The following is a 14,096-nucleotide window of genomic DNA, read 5'->3' on the forward strand; positions in this document are numbered from 1 at the left end:
CATTTTCGGAGCGGGCACGAGCTTGCAGAATCAGGGATGAAGCGGCGGCGATCAGCCGGACGGGACAGGGCGCGGGAGCATGGTGTCGAACCTGTTGTTATTGGTTTTGTGGAGCGAATGGTGCGGGGGGCGGTGTGCGGGATTCAATCGGGGAAAGCGGGTTTCGGGCGATTATCGAACGCAAGATTGAGCCGGGTTTTGTGGTGGTCGATAAGGCGCTATCGCGAGCAGGCTCACTCCTACAATTGGAATGCGTTCCCCTGTAGGAGTGAGCCTGCTCGCGATAGCGCCATTCCAGACAACACATTTGTTTCAGGCAACAAAAAGCCCGCCAAATGGCGGGCTCCTTGTGTTCACCGGATGATCAGAACAGCTTCATCTTCGGTGCTTCTTCTTTCAGCGGTTCGTTCTGCGCGGTCTGCGCATTCCAGCCACCACCCAGGGCCTTGTACAGGTTGACCGCACTGGTCAGCTGCGCGAGGCGGTCGGTGATCAGTGCCTGTTGAGCACTGAACAACTGACGCTGGGCGTCGAGGAAGGTCAGGTTGCTGTCGACACCGATGCGGTAACGACGCTCGGCCAGGCGGTAGTAATCCTGGTTGGCCGCGACGAAGTCACGCTGCGCTTGCAGCTGCTCGGTGTAGGTCTGGCGCGCGGCAAGGCCGTCGGCGACTTCCTGGAAGGCGGTTTGAATCGACTTCTCGTAGTTCGCCACGCCAATGTCCTTCTGGATCTTGGCATAGTCGAGGCTGGCGCGCAGGCTACCGGCGTTGAAGATCGGCAGGTTGATCTGCGGCTGGAACAGCCAGGTTCCCGAACCACCCTTGAACAGACCGGACAGGTCCGGGCTCAGGCTGCCCGCGTTGGCGGTCAGGCTGATGCTCGGGAAGAACGCTGCACGGGCGGCGCCGATGTTGGCGTTGGCCGCTTTCAGGTTGTACTCGGCCTGGAGGATGTCCGGACGACGCTGCAGCAGATCCGAAGGCAGACCGGCCGGTACGTCGCTGAGCAGGTCATCCGACAGCGGTTTGGCCGCTTGCAGATTGGCCGGGATGCCGGTGCCGAGCAGCAGGGTCAGGCTGTTTTCGTCCTGAGCCACCTGACGGGTGTACTTGGCCAATTGCGCCCGGGCGTTTTCCACCGAGGTGCGCGACTGCGCCAGGTCCAGCGCCGAAGCCACACCGACTTCGTTGCTGCGGCTGGTCAGCTTGTAGCTTTCTTCAAAGGCACCGAGGGTGTCTTGCGTCAGCTTGAGCAGTTCCTTGTCGGCCTGCCAGGTCATGTACGCGTTGGCGACACTGGCCACCAGACTGATCTGCGTGCTGCGGCGCGCTTCTTCGGTGGCGAAATATTGTTGCAGCGCTTGTTCGCTCAGGCTGCGCACCCGACCGAACAGGTCGAGTTCGTAGGCGCTGATGCCGACGGTCGCGGTGTAGGAGCTGCTGATGTTCGCTTCACCGGTCTGCGAGGCACGGGCCGGAACCCGCTGACGGCTGCCGCTGGCATTGGCCGAAACCGCCGGGAACAGGTCGGCACGCTGGATGCGGTATTGAGCCGCATAGGCGTCGATGTTCAGCGCCGCGACACGCAGGTCGCGGTTGTTTTCCAGTGATACCTGGATCAGCTGTTGCAGGGCCGGGTCATGGAAAAACTGCTTCCAGCCCTGTTCGGCAGCGGCTTGCGCCGGCGCCTGGGCCGGCGAGTACGCCGGCCCCTGCGGGTACTGGCCCGCGACCGGTGCTTCAGGCTGCTGATAATCGGGGATCAGCGAGCAACCGCTCAGCACGAAGGCGGCGACTGCGATGGAGAGTAGCGACTTGCTCATTGGCCAGCCTCTTTAGGAGTTTCAGTCGTCTCGTCCGGGTCGGCGATTTTACGCTGGCCGATGGACGAAACCGTGACGAAGAACAGTGGGACCCAGAAGATCGCCAGGATCGTGGCCGTGAGCATACCGCCAATCACGCCAGTACCGATCGCGTGCTGGCTACCCGAGCCGGCACCGGTGGAGATCGCCAACGGTACTACACCGAGGACGAACGCCAGCGAGGTCATGATGATCGGTCGCAGACGCATGCGGCACGCTTCGATCGCCGCATCGCGCAGACTGCGCCCTTGTTCATGCAGCTCCTTGGCGAACTCGACGATCAGAATGGCGTTTTTAGCCGCAAGACCGATGGTCGTCAACAGGCCCACCTGGAAGTACACGTCGTTGGACAGCCCGCGCAGGCTGGTGGCCATCAGCGCACCGATGATCCCCAGCGGTACCACGAGCATGACCGCGATCGGAATCGACCAGCTTTCATACAACGCCGCCAGACACAGGAACACCATCAGCAGCGACAGGGCGTACAGCGCTGGCGCTTGCGAGCCCGACAGACGTTCCTCGTAGGACAGACCGGTCCAGGAGATACCGACACCGGCCGGCAGCTTCTTGGCAATCGCTTCGACTTCGGCCATCGCTTCACCGGTGGAGTAACCCGGCGCCGGAGAACCGAGCACTTCCATCGCTTCGACGCCGTTGTAACGGGCCAGTTTCGGCGAACCGTAGATCCACTCGCCCTTGGCGAACGCGGAGAACGGCACCATGGTCCCGGCGCTGTTGCGCACGTACCACTTTTTCAGGTCTTCAGGGCTCATGCGCGCACCGGCCTGACCTTGCACATACACCTTCTTCACCCGACCACGGTCGATGAAGTCGTTGACGTAGCTACTACCGAAGGAGATCGACAGGGTGCTGTTGATGTCGGAGAGGCTCAGACCCAGGGCCTGGGCTTTCTCATCGTCGATTTCCAGATGGTATTGCGGCTCGTCGTTCAGACCGTTCGGACGCACCTGGTAGAGCACCTTGCTCTGCGCGGCCATGCCGAGGAACTGGTTACGGGCTTCCATCAGTTTTTCGTGACCGATGCCGGCGCGGTCCTGCAGGAACACGTCGAAACCGGTGGCGTTACCCAATTCCAGTACCGCAGGCGGGGCGAACGCAAACACCATCGCATCGCGGAAACTGAAGAAGTGTTGCTGCGCCCGCTGTGCCAGGGCAAACACGCTGTTGCCCGAATCACGCTCGTGCCACGGCTTGAGCATGATGAACGCCAGACCCGAGCTCTGACCACGACCGGCAAAGTTGAAGCCGTTCACGGTGAACACCGAGGACACCGCACCCGCTTCTTTATCCAGCAGGTAGGTACGCATCTCGTCGATCACGACTTGAGTACGTTCCGCACTGGAACCGGCCGGGGTTTGCACCTGGGCGAACAGTACGCCCTGGTCTTCTTCCGGCAGGAACGCGGTTGGAATGCGGGTGAACAGCCAGATCATGCCGACGACGATCAGCAGGTACGCCAGCAGGTACGGGGCTTTGCGCGACAGCATGTTGCCGACACCGCGCTCATAACTTCTGACACCGCGATCGAAATTGCGGTTGAACCAGCCGAAGAAACCTTTTTTCGGCGTGCCGTGGTCACCCTTGGCAATCGGCTTGAGCATGGTCGCGCAGAGTGCCGGGGTGAAGATCAGTGCAACCATTACCGACAGGGCCATGGCCGAGACGATGGTGATCGAGAACTGCTTGTAGATCACACCGGTGGAACCGCTGAAGAACGCCATCGGCAGCAGTACCGCCGACAGCACCAGGGCGATACCGACCAGGGCACCCTGGATCTGACCCATCGACTTCTTGGTCGCTTCCTTCGGTGACAGGCCTTCTTCGGCCATCACCCGCTCGACGTTTTCCACCACGACGATGGCGTCGTCCACCAGCAAGCCGATGGCCAGCACCATACCGAACATGGTCAGGGTGTTGATGCTGAAACCGGCGGCGGCGAGGATGCCGAACGTACCGAGCAATACCACCGGCACGGTCATCGTGGTGATGACGGTGGCGCGGAAGTTCTGCAGGAACAGGAACATCACCAGGAACACCAGCACGATCGCTTCGACCAGGGTTTCAACCACACCCTTGATCGACTCGGTCACGACCGGAGTGGTGTCATACGGGAACACCACTTCCATGCCTTGCGGGAAGAACGGCTTGAGGTCGTCAATCGTCTTGCGCAGCGCTTTGGCGGTGTCGAGGGCGTTGGCACCGTTGGCCAGTTTTACCGCCAGACCAGACGCCGGGCTGCCGTTGAACTGCGCAGAAATACTCGAGTTTTCACCGCCCAGACCGACGTCGGCCACGTCGCCGACACGGACCTGGGAGCCGTCCTGATTGACCTTCAGCAGGATCGCCTTGAACTGCTCGGCAGTCTGCAGACGGGTCTTGCCGATGATCGTGGCGTTCAGTTGCTGACCTGGCAGCGCCGGCAAACCGCCGAGCTGACCGGAAGACACCTGGACGTTCTGCGCCGAGATCGCGGCGCTGACATCCGACGGCGTCAGGTTGTACTTGTTCAGCTTGGCCGGATCGAGCCAGATGCGCATCGCGTACTGGGCACCGAAGACCTGGAAGTCGCCGACACCGGCGGTCCGCGAGATCGGGTCCTGCATGTTCGACACGATGTAGTTGGACAGGTCGTCCTTGGTCATGCTGCCGTCACGCGACACCACGCCGATCACCAGCAGGAAGTTCTTCACTGCCTTGGTCACGCGGATACCCTGTTGCTGCACTTCCTGTGGCAGCAGCGGGGTGGCCAGGTTCAGCTTGTTCTGGACCTGAACCTGCGCGGTGTCGGAGTTGGTGCCTTGCTCGAAGGTCGCGGTGATGGTCATGCTGCCGTCGGAGTTACTTTCCGAGGACACATAACGCAGGTTGTCGATACCGTTGAGCTGCTGCTCGATCACCTGGACCACAGTGTCCTGCACGGTTTGCGCCGAAGCGCCCGGGTAGGTCACGGAGATCGCGATGGCCGGCGGTGCAATGCTCGGGTACTGGTTGATTGGCAATTTCAGGATCGATAGTGCCCCGACCAACATGATCACCAGGGCAATTACCCAGGCGAAAATCGGACGGTCGATAAAAAATTTCGACATGAGTTACTCCCCTTTGCCGCCAGCGGCTTTGTCAGCTGCTTGAGCGGGGGCCGGGTTCTTGGCTACGTTGGTCGCTTCGGTCGGGTTGACCTGAGCACCTGGGCGAACGTATTGCAGGCCTTCGGTGATCAGACGATCGCCGGCTTTCAGGCCATCTTCGATCAGCCACTGGCTGCCAACGGTACGGCTGGCCTTGAGCTGACGCAGTTCAACCTTGTTGTCCGGGCCGACGACCAGTGCGGTCGGAGTGCCCTTGAGATCACGGGTCACGCCTTGTTGCGGCGCCAGAATGGCCGCGGCGTTGACCCCGGCCTGCAACTGGGCGCGGACGAACATGCCTGGCAACAGGGTGTGATCCGGGTTCGGGAACACGGCGCGCAGGGTCACGGAACCGGTAGTCGGATCAACCGATACTTCGGAGAATTCCAGCTTACCGTCGAGCTTGTATTGGCTGCCGTCCTCAAGGGTCAACTTGACCGCTGCCGAGTTGTCGCCGGCCTTCTGCAGGCGACCGCTTTCCAGCTCGCGGCGCAGTTCCAGCAGCTCAACCGAGGACTGGGTAACGTCGACGTAGATCGGGTCCAGTTGCTGGATCGTCGCCATCGCGTCGGCCTGACCATTGCTGACCAGTGCGCCTTCGGTCACCGAAGAACGGCCGATACGGCCGGAGATCGGCGCGTAGACCTTGGTGTATTTCACGTTGATCTGCGCACTCTGCAACGACGCTTCCGATTCCATACGATTGGCCACGGCGGTGTCGTATTCCTGGCGGCTCACGGCCTGCTCGTCGACCAGTTGCTTGTAGCGGTCGGAGACCGACTTGGTCGAACGCAGGTTGGCTTCGGCGCTTTTCAGGGTCGCTTCATAGACTGCCGGATCGATCTGATACAGCTGCTGGCCGGCTTTGACGTCGCCGCCTTCCTTGAACAGACGTTTGAGAATGATGCCGTTGACCTGTGGTCGAACTTCAGCGATGCGGTACGCACTGGTGCGCCCCGGCAGTTCCGACGTGAGGGTGAACGCTTGTGGTTGCAGGGTGACGACGCCGACCTGAGGAGGCGGAGCGGCTGGGGCCGCTTCTTCCTTTTTACATCCGCTGAGCAGCGATGCCAGGGCGACGGCAGTGACCAGAGCGGTAACAGCTGGCTTGAATTGCATGAAGATCCTCGGGTCAGGCGCGCACATTGCGCACAAGAAGTGTGAAAGGGTAAAAAAATCGGGTCGAGTGGATAAGTAGCTTGCTAAGGAATATACTTACGTTCATGGTTGTTTGTAAATAGCTTGGCGTCGTACCCACCCTGTTACAAAATGCGTCGCAAGGTTTGAAATTGTAGGCCGGGGAGCCGATTCGTGAGAGATCAGCCCCCTCTTTATTCAGCGGATATTCAGCCATCCCTGAAACATCCTGTTTGAGGTTTTACTGCCATGGTCCGTCGTACCAAAGAGGAAGCTCAGGAAACGCGCAGCCAGATTCTCGAAGCGGCCGAGAAAGCGTTTTATGAAAGGGGTGTGGCCCGCACGACCCTGGCGGATATCGCGACGATGGCCGGCGTGACGCGCGGTGCCATCTATTGGCATTTCAGCAACAAGGCCGATCTGGTGCAGGCGATGCTCGACAGCCTGCATGAACCGCTGGATGAATTGGCCAAGGCCAGCGAGAGCGAGGACGAACTCGACCCGTTGGGGTGCATGCGCAAGCTGTTGATCCATCTGTTTCATCAGGTAGCCCTGGATCCGAAGACCCGTCGCATCAACGAGATTCTGTTTCATAAGTGCGAATTCACCGATGAAATGTGCGATCTGCGCCAGCAGCGCCGCACGGCCAGTCTCGATTGCAACCTGCGCATCGGTCTGACCCTGCGTAATGCGGTCAATCGCGGCCAGTTGCCGGAAGATCTCGACACTGCCCGGGCGGCCATCAGCATTCATGCGTATATCGATGGCCTCCTGTATGGATGGCTGTTGGCGCCGGACAGCTTTCAATTGCATGCCGAAGCCGAGCGCTGGGTCGATACAGGGCTTGATATGCTGCGCCTGAGCCCCAGCCTGCGCAAATGAAACAAAATGCGTAATTGAATCTATCCGTGTCAAGACTTGAAGCGGGGAAATGTCCCTGCTTCAAGTCTTTTTGTAATGGGGTGCTTTTATATACGTACGTTGGCCGGGTTGATAGGTAGCGAGCTACGTATTTTGTAGGGGTTTTGTGTCGACTGTGTGAATGAATGTTAACGACTCGGGCTAAAAGGGCGCCGAGCAGCCGATACGCACCAACCGATCCGTTTCGTTTCCGGGTTCCCTTTGCCCGATCCTCACCACTAGGCTGCGTTACTTCCGATGGGCTTGAGCCACGGACTTTAGTTTGCTCGCGCCTCTATAATGTCAGCGTTGTCCGTACCGTTACTGCATGAGCAGGTAACTCTCTATCAGGCCGATGGCGTCATGAATGCGATCATCTTATAGCTGTAAGGGTAAACCGGGTTTTCATTTTCCAATGCCGCGCCGCAGGTGATGGGTTCGGCGCCAATAGAGAACGCGTTGGTATCCCAGAAGAGTTCGACCTTTGGAGCTCGGTGCCCCGCCATTTGTCGGTAGCAATAACTGAGCGTAGTGTCGAATTGTACTTTCTGTTTGTAGTTGGTGTAGCAGACGTAAGTGCTGAATACCTCCTTTTTGATATCGTAATCAATAACGATGTCCTGCTTCAGATGAGGATCTCCTTCAAACATCATAAAGACGGTCTGGTAGGGGAGGATCTTGTCGATACGCGTCAAGGGTGGGTGCTTTGCAGAGGAATCCTCAAGCCAGAAAGTAGAGTCCGTGGCATTGGTGATTTGCAGGAGGAATGTAAGTTTGTTTGGATCTATATCATTCATCTTTATATTGCCTTGTTAGATTAAGTTGGTGGGTTGTAATTGATGAGTTGCTGGGCGGAGCTTAGGTTTATATTGTTCTGATGGCGAATCTTTAAATGTATGAAAATAAAAAAAGCCCCACCTCTTTCGGGGCGGGGCTTACTTGTTAGTTGTTGTTTACAGCGTTGGATAATCGATATAACCGACCGGGCCTTTCGCGTAGAACAACTCAGGACGTGCGTCGTTCAGCGGTGCGTCGGCCTTCAGGCGTGCCGGCAGATCCGGGTTGGCAATGAACGGTACGCCGAACGCTACCGCGTCAGCCTTGCCTTCAGCCAGCCACGCATTGGCGCTGTCCTTGGTGAAGCGTTCGTTGGCGATGTACGCGCCGCCGAAAGCTTCTTTCAGCTGTGGGCCGAGGCTGTCGGCGCCTTCTTTCTCGCGGGAGCAGATGAAGGCGATGCCGCGCTTGCCCAGCTCGCGAGCCACATAAGTGAAAGTCTCGGCCAGATTGTCGTCGCCCATGTCATGGGAATCGGCGCGGGGTGCCAAGTGCACGCCGACACGGCCGGCGCCCCAGACGTCGATCGCTGCGTCAGTCACTTCCAGCAGCAGACGCGCACGGTTTTCCAGGGAGCCACCGTAGTTGTCGGTGCGCTGGTTGGTGCTGCTTTGCAGGAACTGGTCGAGCAGGTAGCCGTTGGCGCCGTGGATTTCCACGCCGTCGAAACCGGCGGCTTTGGCGTTTTCGGCACCGGTGCGGTAGGCCTCGACGATCTCGGCGATTTCAGCGGTTTCCAGAGCTCGCGGGGTCGGATAGTCGGCCAATGGACGCACCAGGCTGACGTGACCTTTAGGCTGGATGGCGCTCGGCGCGACCGGGGTTTCGCCGTTGAGGTACGACGGATGCGAGATGCGGCCGACGTGCCACAGTTGCAGGACGATCTTGCCGCCGGCAGCGTGCACGGCTTTGGTCACGTTGGTCCAGCCGCGCACCTGGTCGTTGGACCAGATGCCCGGGGTGTCCGGGTAGCCGACGCCCATCGGCGTCACCGAAGTGGCTTCGGAGAGGATCAGACCGGCGGAGGCACGTTGCACGTAGTACTCGGCCATCAGCGCGTTCGGTACGCGGCCTTCGTCGGCGCGGCAGCGGGTCAGCGGAGCCATGATGATGCGGTTGGACAGCTCGAGGTCGCCCAGTTTGATCGGATCGAAAATAGTTGCCATGTGTACAACCCTCGTCAGTGAAGTGGTTAATCAGTGGGTAGCGGGGGCCAGACCGGCGTCGCCGTTCTGACGGAAAGTGATCAGGGTCACCAGCAGCGCGAGCACGGCCAGCGCGGCGGCGGCCAGGGGCACGCTGGTCAGGCCGAAACCGTGGGCAATGACGCTGCCGCCGACCCAGGCGCCCAGGGCGTTGCCGATGTTGAATGCGCCGATGTTCAGGGTCGACACCAGGTTCGGTGCGGCCTTGCCGAAGGTCACCACGTTGACTTGCAGCGCCGGGACGGCGGCAAACGAAGCGGTGGCCCAGAGGAACAGGGTGATCTCCGTCGGGATCAGCGCAACGCTGGTCCAGCTCAGCACGGTGGAAACCACCGCCATCGCCACGAACACGCCGATCAGGGTGGCGCCGAGACGCTTGTCCGCCAGTTTGCCGCCGATGATGTTGCCCACCGTCAGACCGAGGCCGATCAGCAGCAGGGTCCAGGTCACGCCTTTTGGCGAGACACCGGTGACATCACCGAGCAGCGGCGCGACGTAGGTGAAGAGGGTGAACATCGACGCGGCGAACAGCGCGGTCATGCTCAGCGAGAGCCAGATGCCGGCGCCTTTGAGGGCGGCGAGTTCGGCGCGCATGTCGAGTTTTTCCTCGTCACGCTTGGCCGGCAGGAAGCGGATCAGACCGATCAGCGCCACTACACCAATCACGGTCACCGCCCAGAAGGTCGAGCGCCAGCCGGCTTCCTGGCCCAGCGCCGTGCCCAGCGGTACACCGAGCACGTTGGCCAGGGTCAGGCCGGTAAACATCAGCGCCACGGCCGACGCCCGTTTGTTCGGCGCCACCAGCCCGGCGGCTACTACAGAACCGATACCGAAGAACGCACCGTGGCACAGCGCGGTGACGACACGGGCAAACATCAGCACGTTGTAGTCACTGGCGATGGCGCACAGCAGGTTACCGACGATGAAAATGCCCATCAGCGCTACCAGTGCAGCCTTGCGCGGCAATTTTGCGGTGGCCAGTGCCATGAACGGCGCACCGATGGCCACGCCCAGGGCGTAACCGGTCACCAGCCAGCCGGCGCCGGGAATCGACACACCGAGGTCGGCCGCCACATCGGGCAGCAGGCCCATGATGACGAACTCGGTGGTGCCGATGGCGAAGGCGCTCAAGGCCAGAATGAGTAGCGAGAGGGGCATTTGAATCAATTCCTTGTGGGAGCGCTGAGCTCTTTGACGATGGCGTCGAGGAACGCCTGGATCACGTCCTCGTTGCGTTTGAAGAAGTGCCACTGTCCGGCTTTCTGGCTGCTGATCAGACCTGCGCGTTGCAGGGTCGCCAGGTGGGCGGAGACGGTCGACTGCGACAGGCCGCAGCGTTGATCGATCTGCCCGGCGCAGATGCCGTACTCGTGGTTGTGAATCTGCTCAGGAAACTGGGCTTTGGGGTCTTTCAGCCAGATGAGAATGTCTCGCCGTACTGGGTGTGCCAGGGCTTTTATTATTTCGTCGAGGTCGAGGTTCATGGCTTTATGCTCGTGATGTGTAGCGCTATATCGCGATGAGGCGAACTTTAAATCGGTATTTCGCGATATACCAATATGAATTTGATCTGACGACCGCATAAATCGGTATATCGGGTTATAACGATACGTGTGCTGTAACGATGAAAGCGCGCAGTGCTAAGCTGCGCCCATGAACTATCTCGCACATTTACACCTCGGAGGCCAGCACCCCGAGCAATTACTCGGCAGTCTGTATGGCGATTTCGTCAAAGGACGCCTGCAGGGGCAGTTTGCGCCGCAGATTGAAGCGGCGATTCAGTTGCATCGGCGGATTGATGTATTCACCGATCGCCACCCGTTGGTGGACATCGCCCTCGGGCGTTTCACCGAGACCCGGCGGCGTTACGCGGGGATTGTCCTCGATGTGTTTTTCGACCATTGCCTGGCGCGCGACTGGACGTTGTACGCCGATCAGCCGCTGGAACATTTCACCCGCGATGTTTACCGGGTGCTGTCGAATGAACGGCAATTGCCAGAACGCCTGGCGAAAATCGCCCCGCACATGGTTGCCAATGACTGGCTGGGTTCGTATCAAGAGTTTGAAGTGCTGGAGCAGGTGCTGCGCGGGATCTCCCGCCGCCTGACCCGGCCTGAGGAGCTGGCGGGGGCGATGCAGGAGTTGCGGCGTTTGTATGAGCCGCTGAGTGAAGACTTCCGCTTGTTCTATCCGCAACTTCAGGACTTCGCCCAAAAAGCTGAGCCACTGAAGATCTAAATGTGGGAGCGAGCCTGCTCGCGAAAGCGCAGTGCCATTCAACATTCATGTTGTTGATCCACCGCTTTCGCGAGCAGGCTCGCTCCCACAGGGGGGGGGAACCTGTATTTCAGGCTGCGATCAATTCGCCGGCGCGACGCGGTTCGGCCGCTTTGGCGATATCACCAAACAACGCCTTCTGCACCGCTTGCTGCGCTTCGAACGCCAGCGCCGCACGTTCGCGGCCCTGACAGGCGATCGGCTTGAGCAGATGCACTTCGACATCGCCGCAGTCGTGGCTGAACAGACGCATCAGATGCGACAGCAGATCATCGTCACCAATGAACGGCGCCAGCGCGTCGATTTCGCCATTGCGCAGATAACGGATCGCCACCGGTTGCAGCATCACCTCCGAATCGATTGCCGCCGACAGCAGGCGACCATGAAAGGTGCGCAGCGAGCGGCCATCGGTGGTGGTACCTTCCGGGAACATCAGCAACGGATGTTGCGTTTGCAAGTGACGGGTCATCTGTTTGCGGATCAACTGGCTGTCACCCGAACCGCGACGGATGAACAGACTGCCGGCCTTCGCCGCCAGCCAGCCGGCCACCGGCCAGGTGCGCACTTCGGCCTTGGACAGAAACGACAGCGGCGTGAGCATGCCCAGCAGCGGAATGTCAGTCCATGACACATGATTGCTGACCCACAGCATCGGTTGTTTCGGCAATTCACCGTACACGGTCACGCGAAAGGGCAGGGCATGGCTCAAACGCGCCATGAAAAACCGCGACCAGCGCTGCCGACGTTGCATCGAGTGCGCCAGGCCAATTCGTTCGAACACGCCGAAGACGCTGGCCATGGTCAGGCCCAGCGCCACCACCAGCAGCACCCGCGCGATCCGCGCGTACACGCGCAACCGGCTCATCACACGGCCGCCTTGAAGTGCTTGGCGTAGCGCGGGCAGAGTTCGTCGCGCTTGAGCAGGATGAACACGTCGGCGACCTGGAAATCTTCGTCCCAGCACGGCTCGCCGCAGATCTTCGCACCCAGGCGCATGTAGGCCTTGAGCAGCGGTGGCATTTCGGCGATCACGTTCGATGGGATATCCAGCGACGGCAGCGGCTTCTTCGGTTCGGCGCGCAAGTGTTCGGTGCACAGATAACGTTCGCGCAGACGCTGCATGATCGCGTGGGCCTGCACGCCGCCGTCCTGCATCGGGATGCTCGCGCAACCCATCAGATAGCTGTAGCCGCCCTGATTCAACACTTCGGCCAGTTCACCCCAGAGCACGGCGATGGTGCCGCCGTTGCGGTAGGCCGGGTCGACGCAGGTGCGGCCGATTTCGAGGATCGGGCCTTGCAGATGGGCGAGGCCGTGCAGGCTGAATTCTTCTTCGCTGTAGAACTTGCCCAGGCTGCTGGCAGCGGTGTGATCGAGCAAACGGGTGGTGGCGACCAGACGTCCGGTGTTCAGGTCACGCACGCCGATGTGGCTGCAGTGAACATCATAGTCATCCATGTCCAGACCCAGCTCCGCGCCTTTCAGCTTGGCGTTGAACTCGCCGCTGAATACGCTGAAGCGCAAGGCCTGGGCTTGCTGCAAGGCCTCGGCGCCGATCAGGCGTTCGGCTTGCAGGCGGCGTTCATTGCCGGTGTCGCTGATGCGGGCGATCTGAGTCATTTGAATCTCCGTACGGGCCTTGAACCCGTCGTGGGTTGCAGCCGATCGACTTTCTTTATGCAGCCATGTTGTGCAAAGTCAGGCTATGTAGCCCCGGTGTCATCACCGTGAACGTTTGGTGATGCTTGTATGACAGCCCTCAAGGAGCCTCTTATGCCTTGGCCCAGCCTGCTCGAAAACCATGAACGCCTGCCCGCCGTCGCTGATCTGGCGGAAGGTTTCGCCACCTTGTTGCCGCAAGTGGGCAACGTGACGCCGTTCGAACTGGCGGTGGCCGGGGGGCGGCGGATGGCGACGCCGGGGCTGGCATTTCTGGTGGGGTATCAGGCGGCGTTGCGCATGCTCTGGCCGAGCGCGCCGCCGAGTCTTGGTGCGTTGTGTGCGACCGAGCAGCGCAGCCTGCGTCCCGCGGACATGCAGACCCGTCTCAGCGATTTGCGCCTGAGCGGGCGCAAGGATTTCGTCACCGCCGGGGACGCGGCGGACTGGCTGCTCATCGCCGCGCGCAGTGAAGAACCCGGCGAAACCCCGCGCCTGAGTCTGGCGGTGGTCTATCCCGGCGAGCCCGGCGTGCGCGTGGAAAAACTCCCGGCGCTGCCGCTGATGCCGGACATCAGTCACGGTCGGCTGCATCTGGACGGCGCGTTGTGCGAATTGCTCGCGGGCGATGGCTGGGACGCTTATGTGAAGCCGTTTCGTAGCCTGGAAGATGTCTATGTGCTGAGCGCGATGACCGCGTGGCTGTACGGTGTCGGTCAGGACAGCGGCTGGTCGCAGCCGCTGCTGTTGCGCTTGCTGGCGCTGTTGGCCGGGTGCGCGGAAGCGAGTCGCCAGGCACCGAACAACCCGGCCGGGCATTTGCTGTTGGGCGGTTTGTTTGCGCAGTTTGATGCGCTGAAGGGCGAGATCGATCAGGCGTTGGCCGAGGGTAGTCCGGAGTGGGCGCAGATGTGGCAGCGTGATCAGGGGGTGATGCAGTTGGCGGCCGGTGCGCGGGCCAAGCGCTTGGCCAAGGCTTTGGCGGTGGGCTGACTGGCCTCTTCGCGAGCAAGCCCGCTCCCACCCTTGGAATGCGTTTCAAATGTGGGAGCGGGCTTGCTCGCGAAGGCG

Annotated in this window: 12 protein-coding genes; 3 read left to right on the forward strand and 9 right to left on the reverse strand. The window is 60.5% G+C overall.

Going from position 1 to position 14,096, the window contains the following annotated elements:
• Positions 1–364: 364 nt before the first annotated feature.
• From emhC to emhA, 3 genes are read right to left on the reverse strand one after another with little or no spacing between them, the layout of a single operon-like run.
• A complete protein-coding gene (emhC, locus tag ACOYXG_RS06050; RefSeq protein ID WP_027614404.1) occupies positions 365–1,825 on the reverse strand; it encodes an efflux RND transporter outer membrane subunit EmhC in 1,461 nt (486 codons plus the stop codon).
• Entirely contained in the window at positions 1,822–4,971 is a 3,150-nt protein-coding gene (gene emhB, locus ACOYXG_RS06055) for an efflux RND transporter permease subunit EmhB (RefSeq protein WP_027614405.1), read from the reverse strand. The genes emhC and emhB overlap by 4 nt, the downstream gene beginning before the upstream one ends.
• A 3-nt stretch (positions 4,972–4,974) precedes the next feature.
• Positions 4,975–6,129, reverse strand: a complete 1,155-nt coding sequence (gene emhA, locus ACOYXG_RS06060) for an efflux RND transporter periplasmic adaptor subunit EmhA (RefSeq protein WP_460356482.1) — start codon at positions 6,127–6,129, stop codon at positions 4,975–4,977.
• A 267-nt stretch (positions 6,130–6,396) separates the two neighbouring features.
• On the opposite strand from emhA, the gene emhR reads away from it, so the two are divergent.
• Complete coding sequence (gene emhR / locus ACOYXG_RS06065; RefSeq protein WP_027614407.1) at positions 6,397–7,029, forward strand: efflux system transcriptional repressor EmhR; 633 nt, start codon at positions 6,397–6,399, stop codon at positions 7,027–7,029.
• Between the two features lie 365 nt (positions 7,030–7,394).
• Here the strand turns inward: emhR and ACOYXG_RS06070 are convergent, their stop codons facing one another.
• The 4 genes from ACOYXG_RS06070 to ACOYXG_RS06085 form a co-directional block, all read right to left on the reverse strand.
• The gene (locus ACOYXG_RS06070) at positions 7,395–7,844 is read right to left on the reverse strand and encodes a hypothetical protein (protein ID WP_097086606.1); all 450 of its coding nucleotides are present in this window, start codon (positions 7,842–7,844) and stop codon (positions 7,395–7,397) included.
• A gap of 156 nt (positions 7,845–8,000) precedes the next feature.
• Positions 8,001–9,050 (reverse strand): alkene reductase, encoded by a 1,050-nt coding sequence (locus tag ACOYXG_RS06075; protein WP_096797051.1) that lies wholly within the window; start codon positions 9,048–9,050, stop codon positions 8,001–8,003.
• 30 nt (positions 9,051–9,080) lie between these two features.
• Positions 9,081–10,247, reverse strand: a complete 1,167-nt coding sequence (locus ACOYXG_RS06080) for an MFS transporter (RefSeq protein WP_108590685.1) — start codon at positions 10,245–10,247, stop codon at positions 9,081–9,083.
• Between the two features lie 5 nt (positions 10,248–10,252).
• Positions 10,253–10,573 (reverse strand): ArsR/SmtB family transcription factor, encoded by a 321-nt coding sequence (locus tag ACOYXG_RS06085; protein WP_003222436.1) that lies wholly within the window; start codon positions 10,571–10,573, stop codon positions 10,253–10,255.
• Between the two features lie 169 nt (positions 10,574–10,742).
• On the opposite strand from ACOYXG_RS06085, the gene ACOYXG_RS06090 reads away from it, so the two are divergent.
• Positions 10,743–11,327, forward strand: a complete 585-nt coding sequence (locus tag ACOYXG_RS06090) for an acyl carrier protein phosphodiesterase (protein WP_460356488.1) — start codon at positions 10,743–10,745, stop codon at positions 11,325–11,327.
• A gap of 109 nt (positions 11,328–11,436) precedes the next feature.
• Here the strand turns inward: ACOYXG_RS06090 and ACOYXG_RS06095 are convergent, their stop codons facing one another.
• Together ACOYXG_RS06095 and olsB are read right to left on the reverse strand one after the other, a co-directional pair.
• Positions 11,437–12,231, reverse strand: a complete 795-nt coding sequence (locus ACOYXG_RS06095) for a lysophospholipid acyltransferase family protein (RefSeq protein WP_330206389.1) — start codon at positions 12,229–12,231, stop codon at positions 11,437–11,439.
• Positions 12,231–12,986 (reverse strand): L-ornithine N(alpha)-acyltransferase, encoded by a 756-nt coding sequence (gene olsB / locus ACOYXG_RS06100; protein ID WP_027614412.1) that lies wholly within the window; start codon positions 12,984–12,986, stop codon positions 12,231–12,233. Before olsB ends, ACOYXG_RS06095 begins: the two co-directional genes overlap by 1 nt.
• Positions 12,987–13,139: 153 nt before the next feature.
• Here olsB and ACOYXG_RS06105 point away from each other — a divergent pair, with 153 nt between their 5' ends.
• Complete coding sequence (locus tag ACOYXG_RS06105; protein ID WP_460356492.1) at positions 13,140–14,018, forward strand: acyl-CoA dehydrogenase middle domain-containing protein; 879 nt, start codon at positions 13,140–13,142, stop codon at positions 14,016–14,018.
• Positions 14,019–14,096: the final 78 nt, after the last annotated feature.

The organism is Pseudomonas sp. G3-39 (assembly GCF_054790485.1).